General features: G+C 56.4%; 15 protein-coding genes and 1 pseudogene. 11 read left to right on the forward strand and 5 right to left on the reverse strand.

What is annotated here, in order from left to right; all coding sequences use genetic code 11:
• Positions 1-38: 38 nt before the first annotated feature.
• Positions 39-935 (reverse strand): drug/metabolite exporter YedA, encoded by an 897-nt coding sequence (gene yedA / locus FPT15_RS14860; RefSeq protein WP_145162300.1) that lies wholly within the window; start codon positions 933-935, stop codon positions 39-41.
• A gap of 160 nt (positions 936-1,095) precedes the next feature.
• Between yedA and FPT15_RS14865 the strand changes: the two genes are divergently transcribed.
• The gene (locus FPT15_RS14865; protein ID WP_145162303.1) at positions 1,096-1,548 is read left to right on the forward strand and encodes an Lrp/AsnC family transcriptional regulator; all 453 of its coding nucleotides are present in this window, start codon (positions 1,096-1,098) and stop codon (positions 1,546-1,548) included.
• A 249-nt stretch (positions 1,549-1,797) separates the two neighbouring features.
• Positions 1,798-2,106, forward strand: coding sequence for a DUF3077 domain-containing protein (locus tag FPT15_RS14870; protein ID WP_145162307.1), 309 nt, complete (start codon positions 1,798-1,800; stop codon positions 2,104-2,106).
• 221 nt (positions 2,107-2,327) lie between these two features.
• On the opposite strand, the gene FPT15_RS14875 is transcribed toward FPT15_RS14870, so the two are convergent.
• The 3 genes from FPT15_RS14875 to FPT15_RS14885 all read right to left on the reverse strand — a co-directional run bounded on the left by FPT15_RS14875 (position 2,328) and on the right by FPT15_RS14885 (position 4,341).
• Positions 2,328-2,939, reverse strand: coding sequence for a PolC-type DNA polymerase III (locus tag FPT15_RS14875; protein WP_145162310.1), 612 nt, complete (start codon positions 2,937-2,939; stop codon positions 2,328-2,330).
• Between the two features lie 29 nt (positions 2,940-2,968).
• Entirely contained in the window at positions 2,969-3,445 is a 477-nt protein-coding gene (locus tag FPT15_RS14880; protein WP_119740929.1) for an NYN domain-containing protein, read from the reverse strand.
• Between the two features lie 128 nt (positions 3,446-3,573).
• Positions 3,574-4,341, reverse strand: coding sequence for a DUF2076 domain-containing protein (locus FPT15_RS14885; protein WP_145162313.1), 768 nt, complete (start codon positions 4,339-4,341; stop codon positions 3,574-3,576).
• 180 nt (positions 4,342-4,521) lie between these two features.
• Here FPT15_RS14885 and FPT15_RS14890 point away from each other — a divergent pair, with 180 nt between their 5' ends.
• Entirely contained in the window at positions 4,522-5,181 is a 660-nt protein-coding gene (locus FPT15_RS14890; RefSeq protein ID WP_145162316.1) for a YciC family protein, read from the forward strand.
• Between the two features lie 39 nt (positions 5,182-5,220).
• Entirely contained in the window at positions 5,221-6,309 is a 1,089-nt protein-coding gene (locus tag FPT15_RS14895; RefSeq protein WP_145162319.1) for an endonuclease/exonuclease/phosphatase family protein, read from the forward strand.
• A gap of 153 nt (positions 6,310-6,462) precedes the next feature.
• On the opposite strand, the pseudogene hrpB reads toward FPT15_RS14895, so the two are convergent.
• Positions 6,463-8,589 (reverse strand): annotated as a pseudogene (gene hrpB / locus FPT15_RS14900) (ATP-dependent helicase HrpB); the annotation flags it as partial.
• An 89-nt stretch (positions 8,590-8,678) separates the two neighbouring features.
• Between hrpB and FPT15_RS14905 the strand changes: the two are divergent.
• The 7 genes from FPT15_RS14905 to FPT15_RS14935 all read left to right on the forward strand — a co-directional run bounded on the left by FPT15_RS14905 (position 8,679) and on the right by FPT15_RS14935 (position 17,957).
• Positions 8,679-10,967, forward strand: coding sequence for a hypothetical protein (locus FPT15_RS14905; RefSeq protein WP_145162322.1), 2,289 nt, complete (start codon positions 8,679-8,681; stop codon positions 10,965-10,967).
• Positions 10,951-13,026, forward strand: coding sequence for a site-specific integrase (locus FPT15_RS14910; protein WP_145162325.1), 2,076 nt, complete (start codon positions 10,951-10,953; stop codon positions 13,024-13,026). The genes FPT15_RS14905 and FPT15_RS14910 overlap by 17 nt, the downstream gene beginning before the upstream one ends.
• A complete protein-coding gene (locus FPT15_RS14915) occupies positions 13,023-13,628 on the forward strand; it encodes a hypothetical protein (RefSeq protein ID WP_145162328.1) in 606 nt (201 codons plus the stop codon). Before FPT15_RS14910 ends, FPT15_RS14915 begins: the two co-directional genes overlap by 4 nt.
• Positions 13,625-15,040 (forward strand): site-specific integrase, encoded by a 1,416-nt coding sequence (locus FPT15_RS30030; RefSeq protein WP_242461446.1) that lies wholly within the window; start codon positions 13,625-13,627, stop codon positions 15,038-15,040. The genes FPT15_RS14915 and FPT15_RS30030 overlap by 4 nt, the downstream gene beginning before the upstream one ends.
• Positions 15,041-15,404: 364 nt before the next feature.
• Positions 15,405-15,674 (forward strand): hypothetical protein, encoded by a 270-nt coding sequence (locus FPT15_RS14925; RefSeq protein WP_145162332.1) that lies wholly within the window; start codon positions 15,405-15,407, stop codon positions 15,672-15,674.
• A gap of 19 nt (positions 15,675-15,693) precedes the next feature.
• Positions 15,694-17,091, forward strand: a complete 1,398-nt coding sequence (locus FPT15_RS14930; RefSeq protein WP_145162335.1) for a hypothetical protein — start codon at positions 15,694-15,696, stop codon at positions 17,089-17,091.
• Between the two features lie 59 nt (positions 17,092-17,150).
• Entirely contained in the window at positions 17,151-17,957 is an 807-nt protein-coding gene (locus tag FPT15_RS14935; RefSeq protein ID WP_178119696.1) for a DUF4238 domain-containing protein, read from the forward strand.
• Positions 17,958-18,395 lie beyond the last annotated feature (438 nt).

Raw genomic sequence — 18,395 nt, forward strand, 5'->3', positions numbered from 1 at the left:
TAGGAAAAATTCAGCGCAAGGGCGTAATGCGCGGCAGTTTACCTTATTTCCGGCTTGGGCTTTCGCCACTGGGGCAGGCTGATCAGCAACACCGCGCTGATGATCACCAGCATCGCCAAGGCTTCCTCCATGCCGATGGTCTCGCCGACGAAGACAATACCCAACAACACCGCGACGGCCGGGTTCACGTAGGCATAACTGGTCGCCGCTGCCGGGCGCACGTGTTTGAGCAGGTACATATAGGCATTGAAGGCGATGATCGAGCCGAACACGGCCAGGTAAGCCAAGGCCAGCCAGCCTTCAATCGGCGGCACGGCATGCAGGCGCTCACCGGTCAGCGCACTGCCCACCAGCAGCAAGGCACCGGCGATGATCATCTCGGCCGCGCTGGCCATGGCGCCGGCAGGCAACGGCAAGTGCCGGCTCCACACCGAGCCGAAGGCCCAGGAGGCAGCGGCAAACAGCAGCAACATGGCGCCGGTGGGGCTCGACTGCAGGTTGGAGCCCATGTTGAGCATGGCAATGCCGATAATCCCCAGCACCACTCCGGCCCACTCCAGACGGGTATTACGTGCTCCCCAGAAATACCCACACAGCAAGGTGAACAACGGCACCGTCGCCACCGCCAACGCGGCCACGCCGGAAGCAACGCCGGTGTGCTCGGCCACCGTCACCGCGCCATTACCAAAAGTCAGCAGCAAAACGCCGATCTTGGCCGCGGCCTTCCACTGCACCCACGTCGGCGCAGGCGCCCCGCGCCAGCGCAAATAGCCATACATCGCCAGCCCCGCCACCAAAAAGCGAATCCCGCCCAGCATCAACGGCGGCCAGTACTCCACACCGATTCGAATCACCAGGTAGGTAGAACCCCAGATCACATACAGCGCAAAAAAAGCGGCAATCAACGGTAAGGGAAAGCGACGTGGGCCAGGCATTGGGTAGCTCTGCGGCAGAATATTGGAGGCTTATTCTAAAAAGGCAGCACGCCGAACATAAGTTACAAAACCTGTTTAAAGCGCCCATACACTTTTCAAAACATGGTTATGAAGGCTATAACCCGTGCATTCGAAAGCCACGCATCACCGGAGCCTTATCATGGATAAATACGACCGCATGCTCCTCAGCGCCCTGCTCGAAGACGGCCGCGCTTCCTATGCGCAGTTGGCCCGCACCGTAAACCTCTCCGCCCCTGCTGTGGCTGAACGCGTGGCCAAGCTGGAAGCCAGCGGGGTGATCACCGGGTATCAGGCCAAGGTCGACCTGTCGAAAATCGGTTTGCCGATCCAATGCACGATAGAGCTGCGCCTGACCAACAATGGCAGCCAGAAGGTCTACGACGCCTTGGCGGAAATACCCGAACTGACTGAATGCCACCGGGTGACAGGCGACCCGTGCGTGATCATGCAGGCGGCGGTGGGCTCGATGCCGGAGCTGGAGAACCTGATCAACCGAGTGGCGAAGTTCGGGTTCAGCAAAACCTCGATCATTTTGTCGAGCGCAATAGCGCGGCGCGTGCCGTTGGGGCAGTTGGAAGGGAAAGCCACCTGACACCGATCGTTCCCACGCGGAGCGTGGGAACGAACAAACAGGAAATTTACTGTGGGAGCTGGCTTGCCTGCGATGGCGTCAGTTGTGTCACCGCTTCCCATTCTTTTGAAGGACGTTTCCGAGCGACATTTCATGCCTTGTTCCAGCTAAATTCAGCCGCTAGTCTTCCCCACGTCATCGGCCCTTCGGTGACCGGAAGTGCAAGCCGAAATTGACGAAGGAGAGAGTTACAAGTCCCGGAGACTCAACATGGTCAAAACAACCTCTGCTTCAACTGATAACCATACAAACTTCCTCAGCGAAGACGCCCTGCTCAACCGACGAGCCATCGACTACTACCTCAAAGCCTGCGCCCCGGATGCGCCCAACTTTGTGCTGAATGACAACCTGAGCTTCGAAGACGCCCTCGCCCATGCGGCGGATTTGCTGCATTGCGCGGTGGAGACGGCGCTGGTGTCGGGCGAGACGCTCAGTGTGCAGCAGCGGGCAGTGATGCATTTGGTGGGGATGGCAAAGGAGGTGGTGGGTCGGGCGTTGGAATGCGTGCAGCCTCGATAGCCTGACAAGCGAGCTTTAGGTGCAAATGGGCTTGTTGTGGCGAGCGGGCTTCTGTGGCGAGCGGGCTTGCCCCGCGTTGGGCTGCGAAGCGGCCCTAATGAAGTCACCGCGTTCTGTCAGTTGGAACTGGGTGTCAGGGTTTGGGGCTGCTGCGCAGCCCAACGCGGGGCAAGCCCGCTCTCCACAATTAGTCCTCCGCCCACATGAGATCTGCGCAGGGTTCAGAACCCGCGATGCTTCTTCAGATGCTCATTGATCTTCGCCGCCGGCACTTTCTGCAAGGTGCACAGCAGGTCGTGGGACAGTTCGCGCAACCCATGCGTACCGCGCAATTGCTCGGCCAGGTGCGCCGTCAAGTTAGCTGCCATTTCGGCATCCGCCATCGCCCGGTGAGCCTTGCCGGTGTGGGGCAGTTGGGCGTAGCTGTTGAGGGTGCCGAGTTTGTGGTTCGGCGCCGACGGCATGAGGCGGCGGGCCAGCAGCAGCGAGCAGGCGAATTTTTGCAGGCGGGTGCGACGGATCAGGCCCAGTTCGAAGTCCCAGAACTTCTGGTCGAACGCGGCGTTGTGCGCCAGCAGCGGCGTGGTGCCGACGAATTCATTCACTTCGTTCATCACCCGCTCCGCCGGTGGCGCGCTGCGCAGCATGGCGTTGCTGATGCCGGTGAGTTGTTCGATAAAGCCCGGCACGCGCACGCCGGCATTCATCAGGCTCTGGTAGCGGTCCACGATCTGGCCGCGTTCAAGGATGACCACCGCGATTTCCGTGGCCCGGCAGTGGCTGCTCGGGGTGATGCCGGTGGTTTCAAAGTCGATGACCGCTATACGTTCCAAACCTGTTCCAACTCCGTCTGACAATTGACTTATTTAAGCAGCAGCGCGCCTTCGATCGGCACGTAGCGGCTGGCGGCGCGGATCAGCGAGTTGGCCGTCAGCCCCGGGACGCCATAGGCCACGGCTTCGACGCCATGCTTTTGGATGATGCGTTCGAGCAGCATGTCGAAATCGCCGTCGCCGGAGGCCAGCACCACTTCGTCGACGTGGTCGGCGGCGTCCATGATGTCGAGGGTGATGCCCACGTCCCAGTCGCCCTTGGCCGAGCCGTCGCTGCGTTGGATGTAGGGTTTGAGTTTTACCGTAAAGCCCAGGTTGCGCAGGATCTGCTGGAATTGCTGCTGCTTGCTGTCGCCACGGTCGATGGCGTACGCATAGGCTTCGACGATCTGCCCGCGCGCGCTGATGTCAGCCCACAGGGCGGCGTAATTGAAGTGGCAACCGTAGGCCTGGCGCACGGTGTAGTAGAGGTTTTGTACATCGGCGAACACCGCAATTTTCTTCACCGCACTTCCCCATGGATGCCACTTGGACCTCGGACGTGAGAGCCCGCAAAGGCGCCAGTATGCCAGCCATGGGAAAGTTTCAGCGAAAAATCAGCCCGGGGCGACGAAGCGCCCCGGTTGAAGGCGGGTCAGACGAAGGAATCGTCGTCGCCAAACGAGGAAGAATCATCGCTGTAGTCGCTGTCGGCGAAGCTGTCCGAGGCGTTGTCGCTGCCCCAACTGTCATTGCCGGCAAACTTCTGGTCGTCGTTGCCCCAATTGCCGTTATCACTGGCGGGCGCCGGTTCTTCGCGGATGATTTCTTCCACCACTTGCGGCTGTTGCGAGTTGTGGCTGAACAAGCTGCTGATGCCTTCGGCCAGCATCACACCACCGGCCACACCGGCAGCGGTTTTCAACGCCCCGCCGAGGAAGCCGCTGCCAATCGGTGCTGCGGGCGCTTGTTGTGGCTGTTGATAGTTTTGCTGCGGCGCGCCGTAGTTTTGCTGTGGCGCAGGCTGGCCGAACGAAGGCCGCCCAGGCTCACGCCAGCCGCCACCGGAAGCCGCCGGCGCACTTTGCGTGGGTTGCGGGTCACGGGAGCCGCCACCAAAGATGCTCGACAGAAAACCGCCACTGCTCGGCGCCGGCTGTGCTGCCTGAGCCTTGGCCTGCTGCAACTCATCCTGCAATTGCTGGATCTGCTGCGCCTGTTGCTTGTTCTGCGCGTCGAGGCTCTTGATCGCGTGTTCTTGCACCAGGATCGACTGGGTCATGTAGTACCCGGCGGCCGGTTGGCGAGTCATGTGCTCCTTGATCCGCGCTTCGGCCAGGGCGTCGCGGGGGGCTGAGTCCGTTTCTGCTTGCTGCAGCCGTGAAAACAGTCCATCGATCAGGGTTTGCTCTTCGCTGTTCATGGCGACCTCGTTAGATTGCCGGTAAAAATCATGGGCCCGCCTGTGATCAGGCGAGCTACGCACTAGTTATGGGGCTGTTACCAGACGTTTCAATGGTCTTTACGCAAGGTTTACGTTTGCTTACCTCTCGTCATGATCGGTTAAAGTGTGGGCCTTGCTTTTCGGTCTGTGATGAACCTGATGAATCCGTTAGACGTATTGCGCGACTCCTTCCGTTTTACTCAGCGTAACCTGGGCGCCATCGTGCAGCTGTGCCTGCCCCTGGTGATCCTCGAAGCCCTGCTGCAACAGGTAATCGAGCACACGCTGGCGCCGGATGCTTCGCGCGCCTACAGCATTGTGGTGGGGTTGGTGATGTACCCGCTGTACGTCGGCGCCTTGATCTTGTTTCTGGATGCCCGCACGCGTGGCGACTCGCCGCGCACTAAAGACTTGTGGGCGACGGCCTTGACCCTGTGGCCACGTTTCGCCGTGCTGACCGCGATAAGTACATTGTTGGTCTGGCTGGGCCTGTCACTGTTTTACCTACCCGGCCTGTGGCTGATGGTCGTGCTCGGTTTTGCCGAGTACCTGCTGGTGCTGCGCGGCCTGTCGGCGCTGGGGGCTATGCAGGAAAGTTTGCGCCTGACTCGCGGGCATTTTTGGCGAATCCTGGTATGCCTGCTGTGTGTGATGACGCCGCTGTTGCTGCTCAAGGAAGCCACTGATGCCGTCTACCCCAACCCGAGCCCAATGCTCGCCACCGTGCTCGACAGCGCCCAAAGCTTTTTGCAACTGTTTACCAGCGTGGTGCTGTTCCGTTTATTCATGCTGATCGGTGGCGATGCCGACGCGCGGTGATATGCTCCTGCCACTCCTGAAACGCCATAAGCCGAGCCGATGACCCGTTTATTGCGCATCACCCTGTTGAGCCTGCTGATTCTCGCGGGCCTGCTCGCCGCCCTGATCTACAGCCTGACCTGGCGCCCTGCCGACAAACAAACCCTGCCCGTCAGTTGCGTCGCGCCGCGTGCGCCAACGCTTCTGCCCGGGCAGGCGCTGAAGGTCATGACCTGGAATGTGCAATACCTGGCGGGCAAGAACTATGTGTTCTGGTACGACACCGCCGACGGCAACGGCCCGGATGATCGCCCTACCGTGGAAGACATGGCCTCCAGCCTCGATGAAGTGGCGCGGGTGATCCGCGACGAACAACCCGACATCCTGCTGCTGCAGGAACTCGACGAAAACGCCAAGCCCTCCCATTACCAGGACCAGATCGCACTGCTGCAGGAACGCCTGGTCGATCTCTACCCATGCAGCGCCCAGGCCTTCGACTGGAAAGCCGACTTTGTGCCCAGCCTGCATATCTTCGGCAGCGTCGGCCGCAAGCTGGTGACCCTCAGCCGCTACCAGATCGAACACGCCGAACGCCTGCAACTGCCGGTGTCCCCAGCCAACATCATCAGCCGCCAGTTCCAACCCAAGCCTGCGTTGCTGCTGACCTACCTGCCGCTGAGCGATGGTGGCCAATTGGCCGTGCTCAACACCCGGCTGGATGGCGATATGCCTGGGCGGTCGGCGGTACAGGAGCAGGCTAAAGCCACCGTGAAGCTGCTGGATAAATTCGAAGGGCGTGGCACGCCATGGCTGATCGGTGGGGACTTCAACTTGCTGCCACTGGGGCAATTCCTGCGCCTGGACGCCGATAAGCGCGGGCAGTATTCGCCGGACAGCGAGCTGCATTTGCTGTGGGATAAGTACCCGATGATCCCCAGTAACAGTGAATCCAGTGGGATTGACCGGGCGAAGTGGCTTACGCACTTCCCCAATGACCCAAGTGTGGATGGGCCGGATCGGACGTTGGATTATTTGTTCTACAGCCCAAGGATCAAGCGGATAGAGGCCAAAGTACGGCAAGAAGACACACTGCGTATCTCCAACCACCTACCAGTGATCGCCCGGTTCCTGCTCCCGGCCGCGCAATAACCCACACCACAAAGCTCAATGTGTGTGGGCTTTTGTGGGAGCTGGCTTGCCTGCGATAGCATCGCCTCGGTGAAACAGGTACACCGAGTCGTCTGCATCGCAGGCAAGCCAGCTCCCACACCATCCCGCTCCCAAATTTGATCTCCACAAGCTTTACTTGCGCGGTTTGATCCGGGCGGTGGGTTCGGCCACTAACGGGTCATCCGGCCAGTAATGCTTCGGGTACCGCCCCTTCAAATCCTTTTTCACCTCGGCATACGTGCTGCGCCAGAAGTTCGCCAGATCCTGGGTCACCTGCACCGGCCGGCGCGCCGGGGACAGCAGGTGCAGCTTGACCGCCTGGCGCCCACCGGCAATACGCGGCGTGTCCGCCAGCCCGAACAATTCCTGCAAGCGCACCGCCAGAATCGGCGGCTGTTCGCTGTAGTCCAAACGCACCGAGGATCCCGAGGGCACCTTCACGTGCTGCGGCGCCAGCTCGTCCAGGCGCTGGGGCAGCGGCCAGGGCAACAGGTTGTGCAGGAAACTGGAGATATCCAGGTTGGCGAAGTGGCTCAGGCGCGAGACTTTGCCCAAGTACGGCATCAGCCAATGCTCCAGGCTGGCGAGCAAAGCCTTGTCGCTGATATCCGGCCACTCACTGGTGTTGCCGGCGTCCAGCTGACGCAGCAGCATGACGCGGGCCTGCCATTGGCGCAGTTCAGGCGTCCACGGCAGCAGCTCCAGGCCTTTGCGGCGCACGAGGTTGACCAGCGCCTGGCTGCGCGCGGCCTCGTCCAGACCGCTCAGCGGTTCGCGACTGAGCACCAGTTCGCCGACTTTACGCTGGCGCTCCGCGCGCAGCACGCCTTCGCGCTCGTCCCAATCGAGCTGGTCGACGTTGCGCACTTGCTCGGCAAGCACTGTGTCGAACAGCGCCGGATCGAAGTCGGCCGCGAGGTAGATGCGCTCTTCGCGCTGGCCCTGACGGCTGCCGAGGTCGGCGATCACCAGCCACGCTTGTTTCATCAGGCTGTCGGCCTCGGCGAACAGCGCGGCACGGCCATTGGCCAGGCGGTATTCAGCGCCGCCGGGGCGACGTTGCTGGGCGACGCGGTCCGGGTAGGCCAGCGCCAGCAAGGCGCCGAGCCAGCGCGGGTGATTGGGATCGGGCACGGCCTGAGTCGCCTGGCCTCTTAAATAGCTGCGGTATTGCCGGGCAAGTTGCTTGGTGCGCTGCACGCCGCCTTGGGTACCTCGCGCACGCTCCTCGCCGGACATCAGCGCCAGCCGGCTGTGCAAATCGGCACCGGCGCCGCGCAAGATGTCACGCTCGCCCAACAGCGCGGCGACGTCACACGCCGTGGCCGCCAGCCCCAGGTCCTGCCCGCGCAGCAACAGGTGGGCGATACGCGGATGCGCGGGCAACTCGGCCATCTTCTGGCCATGGGCGGTGAGTTTGTCGTCGTTCAACGCGCCCAGACGCACCAGCAAATCCTGAGCCTGGGCGTACGCGGCAGTCGGCGGCACATCCAGCCACACCAGTTGCGTGGGCGTGACGCCCCAACGCGCCAGTTGCAAGGCCAGCCCGGCAAGGTCGGCGGCGAGGATTTCCGCACTGCCATACGCCGCCAGGCCTTCATGCTGGTCTTCGGACCACAGCCGATAACACACGCCCGGCTCCAGGCGCCCTGCCCGGCCGGCCCGCTGGGTGGCGCTGGCGCGGGAGATGCGTTGGGTGTCGAGGCGGGTCATGCCGCTGCCGGGGTCGAAACGCGGGACCCGCGCCAGCCCGGCGTCGATCACCACGCGCACGCCGTTGATGGTCAGGCTGGTCTCGGCGATGTTGGTGGCCAGCACCACTTTGCGTTTGCCGGCGGGCGCCGGGTCAATGGCGGCGCGTTGGGCGTTGAGGTCAAGCTCGCCATGCAGCGGGCACAGCAGCACATCCGGGCGATCACCCAAAGCGTCGGCCAGTTGTTGATTAACCCGGCGAATCTCGGCCTGCCCCGGCAGAAAGACGAGAATGCTGCCGGTCTCGTCATGCACGGCTTCAAGGACGGTCTGCACCACACGCGGCTCGATGAATTCACCGGCCTGGTACGGGCGGCCCCAGCGCATCTGCACCGGGAACATGCGCCCTTCGCTGCGCAGGATCGGCGCGTCATCCAGCAGGCCGGACAGGCGTTCGCCTTCGAGGGTGGCGGACATCAGCAGGATTTTCAGCGGTTGTTCGTCGCGAAACAGATCGCGGCCATTCAGGCTCAGGGCCAGCGCGAGGTCGGCGTCGAGACTGCGCTCGGGCACTTGACCGATTGCACATACCTGTCAAAATCTACAAAACGCCTTAAAAACAGACACTTAAGGCACACCAAGCCGAGAAAATCATTTTGACAATCATCAGAAAAACCGCACCTCTAGCCAACTATCCTTTCAGAGTGCTGTCGCCCGAGGTAGTGGCGCTGATGGAGCGAGCGGCGAAGGATTTTCCAAGCATCCCGTCAGTGATTCCGATCAAGCTATTCGAGTGCTATTGCGATCTCATGGGCGCAAAGGTCTCGTATCTCACGCTGTCTAGCCCGTCGTACTTTAAGCTGGCTAGAGGCTTCCTGGGGGCGCTGAGGAGCACCTCCTTTCTCGACAACGATCCGACTTCACGTCAATCGTTTGTTCGCTTGTTCGCGGGTATGCATAACGTCATGCGGGCAGAAGTTCCGGCTATGGAAGAGCTGCGGGCTGATCCGGCAAGCATGCGGGATAACGTATCCCTGTGGGACGAATGCCGCTCGGAACTGAATGAAGAAAGCCTCCGGTATTGGAATGGCTGGGGAGTCACATCTCCGAAGGGTCGAGAATACTTTCTCAGACTCCCCTGCCTGTGGTTGAGCCACGGCAAAGACTTCACTGAGGACTTCTACAACCATTGGGTACTTTTTTTTAAGAAGCAGGCCCGCCCTGCGTACACAGAGGTGAACAAAATGGCGAAATTCCTTGCGGAGCATCGCGAGGATTGGCCCGCTGTAACCTTCCAGCACCCTCAAATGATCAAGGCGTTCTTCCTAGCTTTCATGAAGGATTTTTTCCTCAAGGCTCATGAAGAAAAAAAGAACATTAATGGCCAGATCAAAAGCTGGAGGCGGTTTATCGCCAACTGTGAGGAAATTTTCGTCGAAACCGGCGTTTGGGCCTTGCCGTACCAAGGTGGACTTCCTAAGCCGCTGGAGAGGCCAGATCTAGGCTTGGGCACAAGGAAAAAAACTCGTGAGGACGGTGTGGTTGTGCATGAAAAGCTGATCACGCCTGTACCACTTCACGTTACAGATGAAGAGGCGATTGAGATCATCTTCCATAACATCGAGACAGATGTTTCGGTTATTAAACTTTGGGCGACAGAGCAATGTCGGCAGCTTCTCTCGAAGGTTAGGGAGCGCAAGGCAATGGCCAAAATGGGCCGGCCTATCGTCAGGGGTGGTTCCTTGAAATCGATTGAGCAGCTCGGTATAGAAAACATCTGTGCGACCTTTGAAGCTGATGGTTTTCGAGCCGAGAGAAACTATCTGAACTCTCATTTTGGCAACGGCAACCTAGTGAGGGTTTCTGGTTTACTCGGCTTGCCGACTGCCGACAAGCTCTATCCATATCAATGCCTGCTGGTAACCGAGCACCCGGAAATCACCCACGGCTTTCTTGATAAGCTCATGCTCCTTGATGACAACGGGGATTCGATTGGCTACATCAAGGATGACAGCGGGGCCAAACTCATTGGGTTTAAGGATCGTAGGGGCAAGAAACTAAGCGAGCAGGTTATTCAGTTGACGGCTCAATCCCAGCAGTGGATCGAAGAAATTCTCGAGATTACCGAGCCGTTGAGAGAAGCGCTGCGGCTAGCGGGAAAGCCTGCGTTCAAGGAACTGTTTATCACTTGTGGATACGGTTTTTCGACGCCGAGTAGCGTCACTCAACCCGCATGGAATCGCTCCAAATTCAATTCGATGCCCAAATCGCTCGACGTGCTTCTCAACCAGTTCGCCCCCTATCAGCACATGCTGCAATGTGACCTGCGCCAGTTTCTGGAACGGGTAACGCTTACTTCGATTCGGTCATCCTGTGGCGTGATGGTCTATCTACGAACAAAAAGCGTTACTGAAATGGCCAAAGCCCTGGGTCACGTTCGTTACGATGCGGTACTGCTTCGCCGGTATCTCCCAGAGGCAATCCTGTCTTTCTTCCAAACACGTTGGATCCGAATATTCCAGCGCAGCTTCATCTGCGAAGCGATGAAAGACAGCCCTTATTTGCTCGAAGCAACGGATTTTTCGAGCATGGATGAACTTCACGGATTCCTGAAAAACCATGCGTTGAAAGATATCCCGAGTCACCTAAGGAACCCGGAAAACAAGCCTAGCGCTGAGCAAATCGAGTCTCGCAGTAGCCAGGTTTACATTTCCATTGATGTAGGAATCATGACCGCCCTGCTTTCCTTGGAGGCCGCCGTCGCTAGCTCTGAAAAAGCCCATGAGGTATGTGGCAAAGCTAAGTATTGGGCAGATGTATCTAAAGCCGTCAGCGACGAAATCGTACGAGGCAACGATTCCCTGCTTAAAGAACACCTCAACGTAGCCAGAGCTCATTGCAACCCGTCTCGCATGGAGAACATTATTTATGTCGCTGCCGCCTGAATTAGATTTTCTTGAGCCGTACTTCGTTGACGCCTATCAATCTTTGAGGTCTACAGACTGGCTCCTTAGCGACTTCGACGAAAACGTATGGATGTACAGCTTTGGCTTCAAGACTCCGAAAAGGATCGAATGGGATGTAGAGCTCAGCGACGGCAGTCGCTTGATCGACAAAAAAAATAAAGAGCTTCTGGATGGCTTGAAATATTTTCTGACAGGCTCAACCCAGGCTAATTCAGCTTCAAATTCGAGCGGTGTGCGATCAAGTGAGCTTGCACGCGCACTGCATATCGTCGACTTCTTGCTGCTTAATTGCGAGCAATTCAAACTTGCCCAACATGGCCTAGCCGGTCTTGGCAGAGACAATTTGAAGTTGATCCTTTCAGAAATCGGTTCTAGCAGTGACACAGCAGAATCTGTTTATGCCTGGTCAAAGCGGATGTCCCTTTACTGCTTGAAGCTCGTTCTTGAAACCAGCCAGGTTGAGATTGATCTTGCGTTTAAAGACTGGCCTGATCTCGCGATCATTACTCCACAGCAAATAGACGAGAACGTGCTGGAAGTCCCAATGAATTTGATACCAAAAATCAGAGCAGCTCTGTATCTGAAGGGGTTGTATCGAGTATCTCGTGACAAGGGATACAACCCCAACTCTGTAACGGTATCAAACGAAGTCTACCGAAACACGCTCAAAGGTAGGTTCGATGACAAACCCATTATCGGAATCCTGTCCGTACAAAGCGGGGATGATTTTGTACGAGAATTGCTTCCAATTCCTGTGGCGACAGGTAGTCGGGAAAAGATGGGAGATTCGAATTTCAGCGAGTACAGAAGGACTCTCTATAGCCTAGGAAATTTGCACGACCTTGGTTTGCCCGCACCTTCAACGGAGGACTTGATCAGCGCCAAAAACTTCACGATTGAAACGGAGGCCGCAGGAAGATTCAGGACGCTTCCATCTCAAGTTGTGTTTAGCGCAGTGCGAAACTCTATTGAGTTTTACTTAAAACATGGTTCAGATATCGTAGATGGCTATTGCCGAGCGGCACTGTTCTGTAAAAAGCAGCAGATGTCCCTAAACGATTTAACCGATCAACAGCTCCAGAAGGTGGTTGGTCATCGCCTAACTTCAATAGGCGTGGAAAGCCTTGGGTTGTCACGGCGTAGCGCAGGAACACAATACGCCAGTACCACTAAGGGTATGAGATCCGAATACTTTACCAAGCTTCGCTCTAATCAAGGGCTGATTGAACTGGTAAAAGTGCTTATTGGATGTTCTCAAGTCGTTGTTGGTGCTCTGATGGGAAGGCGCATTGGTGAGCTATTGGATCTGCACGTCACAGACTGTTTGGACGTGACGGAACAATGGCTGGTTTTTGTTAATCGCAAAAGTACCTATCGGCTATTCGGCACGCGTCAGATTGAAGCACGGCCAATTGAACCAATTGCCGTGAAGATGATTAAAAGCCTCATCAGGATGCAGAAAATCCTTAAGCGTATCGGGTTCTTAAGCGAACTTAAGGGACTGTTTGCCAGCCCATCCGGAAAGGGTAATGCTGATTTCTCTCAAGTTGCTGTTTACGGTTTTAACCAAAACCTCGACTTCTTTTGTGATTACTTTGAAACTGATACCAACGACGAAGGCCAACGGTACTACATTCGTCAGCATCAGCTTCGCCGCTTCTTCGCAATGCTGTTCTTCTACTCCAGCAGCTTTGGCGGACTTGAGACTTTGCAATGGATGCTTGGGCATACAGATGTACAGCACGTCTGGCACTACATCACCGAATCTGTGGATGGTGCCACCCTCCGAGGGGCTAAAGCACAATTTGTGGCCGAAGCACTCCACAGTGGCGATGAAGCCAGCTTTGAAAGCCTAGCGGCCCTGTTGAAAACCCGCTATGGCACAGAAGATTTCACCATTGTCGATACCGAGGAGCTCGAAGATTACCTTTCGGATCTCATGGAAGAAGGCTCCGTGGAAATTGAACCGGAATTCATCCAGGACGATGAAGGCAAACGCTTCAAGGTAGTAGCTCGGGTCATGAAGGCAGCAGCATGAAGAAGACTGATGCTCGCGTAGAACGCAACACGTTGGCGCTTTGCACCCTGGTTGAGTGCCTGCAACAAATCCATCGGTCTCCCGACAGTTTTAGGGGCAACAAAGAATTGGTGGCGGCCCTGAAAAGCCAGGGTTCAACTGCAGCTCTGAGCCTCAGCTTCACCGTAGGCGGAGACACGAAGGCAACAACCCCGGTCAGCCTGAACACTCTGAAGACTTATGCAGAAAGTAACTTGCCTACAGGTTTCAACGGGCTAAACAATCTCCGAATGGCGGCCCTTGAAGCGCTGGAGGCCTCAGAACGACGCGAAGAGCGATCCAACAAACGAACCAAGGTAGGTTTATCGCTGCGAGTCGCAGAGTTGGAGCAGAAACTGGCCTTGCACCAAAAAACGAACCTTACATTGCTTCACGCTCTCGGCAATGCTCGCGATCACATCAAAAGTGTCAGGGATGCGCCGAACGCAGGTGTCAGATCATTACGGGCCCAGGAGGCCATAAAGGCGCTGACCGCGATGGCATCGCTGAACGCCCCACCTTACGACAAGATTCCTGCGCCCAATGGCCCTTCTGTTGTAAACCTTGATGAATACAGAAGATGACGAAGAAAAGCCAAAACCAGCTGTTCTCGGTCTTGGAAGAGACGACACTATTTTCCCACATGGCGCTGGGAACGATTGAGACAAGGACATTCAACAATGTCCCATTTGTAACCTGGCCGAACGGTGCGCCCTGTGTGCCGGTGAATCAGTACATTCTGTCGATGATGGAACGGCCTGGTCGCAACGGCAACCGCAACCTATCTACACGCGGATCCAAAGGCGGAACCTTCGGCGAGTACGCCTCCAAGATAAGCCACTTGGTTCGTTATTGCTATCATGCCAACATCGACTTCATTCACCTGACTGACTCCAGTTTTACAGAGTTTATCGATTCCCTTAGAGACGAAAAGTCTCGAATTTACCCAACCGCGAATAAACGGACTGAGCCTACAATCCTGGGTATAGGTAGAGTTTGCCTAGCCTTTCTGGAGTTTGTTGGTAGGCTTCACGAGAATCCAAGTTTTGTCGCTGTCGGCGGGACAATCAGAATAACTATGCACGCCTTTACGATTAAATATCGGAATGGCCGCACGCTGAAAAAAGAGTTTGTACATCATCACTCGCTAAGCCTAGGCGGACGGGTTCGGTCGATATTCCCGATTTCAGACGAAAACATAAAGCGCCTGGTGGACGCGGTGGACAGGGATTCCAAATCACGATTTATTGACTCCAGAAGAAAGATCATGCTTCTCCTGTTGGAGCACACAGGTGCACGCAGGGGGGAAATCTCGAGAATATTGGTTAAAGACATCCTTAATGCACTGGAGATGGATGAGCCAATGCTTAGGCTAGAGACTTGGAAGCAAGGGGTATCTAGCCAGCGGTTCATTCCTGTTCACAAAATGGTTCTCAGCGATATCAAAAAACACATCGAATTCATGCGCAGAAAGATCGTCAAGGGAAAAGTAGACGATGGCTTCCTGTTCATATCACAAACTTTTGCAAAGGGGATATCTCCGGACACAATCACCTCGGAAATTTCTCTTCTGAAAAAGGCTGCAGGTATTAAAGAAAAAATATCTCCGCATATGTTCCGGCATGCCTTCATTACGAATAAATTTGTCCAGCTGATTAAACAGCATGAGCTAGAAAATCCTGATCAATTCAGGCAGTCCTTGCTGAGCAGCCAAACCTTCATTACCGAAGTAATGATGTGGACGGGACACAAGTCTGCAGAGGCTGTTGAGCGCTACATTCACCTGGCATTCAAGAAGGTCGCTAATTACGCTGCGACAGTATCGTCAGTGCACTTAGCATCAGCCATGCTGCTGTTCGACCGTAAACAGCGCGAATTACTCAATCGTCTCAAGGCCGGTCTCGCCGTTGAAGAATATGAAGCCGAGGTGTTAGAACTTCAGCGGCTAAGAGATGAAGACTTCGATATTGCTGGCAGGCGGGTAAGCTCCAACTAAATATCTCCCTGATTGTCGGACTTGCGGGGCTTGCCCCTTCGGGGACGGCTGTCGTAAACCAAAGCCGGGCTGCGCCAGGCTTTGGCCCTACGGGCTTTCATCCTCAAGCCTCTGGCCCATCGTGGGCCGGCGCGCTCCGCTTGCTCATTTGCCCACAAATATTAAGTGACGCTTCTGAAGATACCGAATGAGAAGCATGCGGTTCGAAGTGCAAAGGGGGCCCCGTAAAGGCCGGGGGGACAGGCGCTGATGCGGCGCTCGACACCGGCCCTAAAAATCAAATCGGATTCCTTGCTCGAAGGTGAATGGCGGTTCGAAGACACTGGCCTCGCAACTCCAATCAACCGAAACGCAGAGGCACTCCATGTTAAAGAAAGCCACATCCATCGCTTGGCAAGCAGGCAAAGACTCCTACCACTTGCAGCAGGCTCGCCTGAAACACTCTGAGCCCGACTACCTGAACGCGCTTGCCCAGGCGATCCAGGACGTGAAGCCGGGCACTTGTTTCCGTGACGCTATGCGTCAAGCCATCACCGTCGACGATTACACTGTCGGCGTACTCGGCGGCCAGGAGCTGGGCAGGCGTACTCGGGAAATCCTCGAAGCGCAGCCTGAAGCGATTCCGGCCTTGTAACCAAAAATGGTGAAGACAAATGCACGACAAGGGAACCCAGAAGCTCGCTGATGGAGAGCTGGCTCGAAAGAGCCGCGCTATCCAGAGCCTCAAAGAAATCCTTGGCCTTGATGAGGGCGCCTACCAGGCGCACCTCGACAGCCTGAATGAAGCTGAGCGAGCGACCTACGAAACTGAGCTCAAAGCGTACATCGAGACATGCACGATCATGTCCGGTGAATACCTGCAGTGGTCGAGCCAACTGCTGCTTGCCGCGCCAGAGGGCGTGGAGTCGGAAAGTAGCTACCAGTCGAGCCTGATCGCTCCGATGGGCGCCGTCCTGCTGAACGCCCTGGAGAAGAGCAATGCCATAGCGTTTCCGCAGCATCTTCGTGACGCAGCGGCCCAGATTGAGAGGCTGGCTGACGCCAAACGCCGGTTCCTCACCGAGCTATATGGACACTTGCGTGACGACGAGAGGGAGAGCTATGGCGACTTGCTGGAAGCCTGTGATCCCCTGCTCTGCTCGATGCCAGACCTCAAGCTTTATGAGACACACCAAAGGCTCATTCTGGCGTGGAAATTCCTATCACAACTTCTGATCAAGCCTCTGGACGGCGTTCCTGATAACTGGATCGAAGCTGCCGCCACCAAGGCACATAAACGTATTACCGAGCTTTCTAGCGGCGCCCTACGGCCTCTGCTTGAGGCTGCAGCAACCCCGAGAAAAGATTCGCTCTCTGCAGAGCTGCTGCTTGCCAGCATGGTGAATCGCTCTCACTGGGAGCTTCTCGAATACGAACGTTTGGAGCAGATAGCCACCCAGAGCCTTTCTAGGCTAACCCGTGGCCTTAAGCAGAAAGGGAACCATCACATTCCTGCTTACCTTGAAAAAGCAGCCTTCAAAGACTGGCTGTTAATGCAGCTCTCCCAGAACAGGTTCCCCGGCGAAGAAGCCTGGCGCACCTTGAAACGACAGCATCTGGAGCGCTTCTACTTTCAAGCCACCTGGGTACTCGATTGGGAAAAATTGAACGGCGTGGAGCACAGCGTGAAGGAGGATGCCCTTCTCAACATGTGCGCGCTGCACTTTGCTTGGAGCTACTGCACCTGCGAAAAGCATGACCTCAGAGTTCCAGACGTCAAAGATCTCGACCTTGTGAATGGACGCGAGATCGAGACCGATGAGCAGGTGCCTTTGACTCGCATCATGTACCAACAGCGTCAGCTAAATACGATGCTCTTGAGCTACCAACACGTCGAGCTCAACCCACAAAAGCTGGAGACGTACACCAAGTGCAACAGGGATGGTCGACGTCAACAAATGCAGTTCATCCGCTCGAATCTACACAACCTTTCCCTGGCGCAGTGGAAAAGCCTTACCAACAACGCATGGAACGTACTCGATGCCCTGCTGCAGAAGCATGGCGCGCTTTAATCACAATGCGGCGGGCGGATAGCTGCACGCCGGCTCCGAAAAAATAATGGGCCCATAGCATGTACCAAAAAGACCACTCTCCTCACGAAGCTCCCAGCGAAACTCTTGATGAAAACGGCAATCGCGTCAAAAATCCGAACAGGATCACAGTCAATCAGCACGTGATCCCCCAGGCACACCTGAAAGAATGGCTAAAGGACGACAATCTCCTCACCATACACAGAAAGCAGGGTGGCGCCCCCATAGAGCGCTCGCCCAAGAGTGCCTTTGTTGTAGCCAGGCTATGGGATCAGCAGGCTGAACAGGGGATGATCAAGTCGACTGAAGACAATTACCTAAAGCAGATAGATGGCTTCCGAAAGAACGGGAGCATCGAGAGATCCCCCATCGTCACCGAGTATTTCGTCATGTTGGCAGCACGGGCTTACTGCGTAGCCAAAGAAAGGCCGCTCTACGACTCGATCATGGAGCCGCCGCCATGCATACCCTCGCAAGCACAGCTTGAAAAAGATGAGGTTGAGCAGGTGAATGACACCGTCCGAATCTTCAACGGAACTGGTGATCCACATGCTACAGCTCGCATGATTGTAGGTATGGCGCTCACACAGTTTTTCATCAGGGGGCGCGAGCTCTTGAAGGACACTGCATGGGTGCCTTTTACGACGATGGGGGAGAAATTCATTCTTCCCGACTCAAACGTTGCACTTTACGAGCAAGGTTTCCCAGCACTGCCAGTGAGCCCGGAACTCGTGATTCTTGACGAGAAGCTCCTTGCCAAACTCCAAAAGGCCGGCAGGCTCACGCCGGAGTATCTCAACAAGCGCTTCTTGGAGTCATCGGTTCGCTACTACGTTTCCCCCAAGTGAATCCTGCAGGCGCTCCGCGCTTTGCCCGCAGCCAGAACAGATGCGCTCTGCCTACTCGCTCCATCTCCGGCCTACTTCTGGCCTTCCGTATTCCTCCTGAAGACCTCCATGCGACGTTCATTCCCTGAGCATGAGCCGCTGAGCTCCCATCGAGATACACCTGATCAGCCAGGCTCCTGGGAGGATACTCGTGCCGAGCGTTTGGTCGAAGTTGCCAGAGATTATTGGCGCCCGGATTAATTTGGCAATCGGCCTGTTCCTGATTCCGCTCTTCTTCCTGCCTTTCTGTTCGGCTGGATCATGTGGGACTGGGCCTCGCCGGCAGCGATCTACTCGCTCATCTACGACAAGATATTCATGATCATCGTTGGGGTGGCCCTGCTACTGCTCCTGGCCTAGACAGAAGGGTTTAAAGCTTCGCTGGATGAGGCCCCGGCC

This window comes from Pseudomonas sp. RGB, assembly GCF_007713445.1.
In the GTDB taxonomy this organism is placed as follows: domain Bacteria; phylum Pseudomonadota; class Gammaproteobacteria; order Pseudomonadales; family Pseudomonadaceae; genus Aquipseudomonas.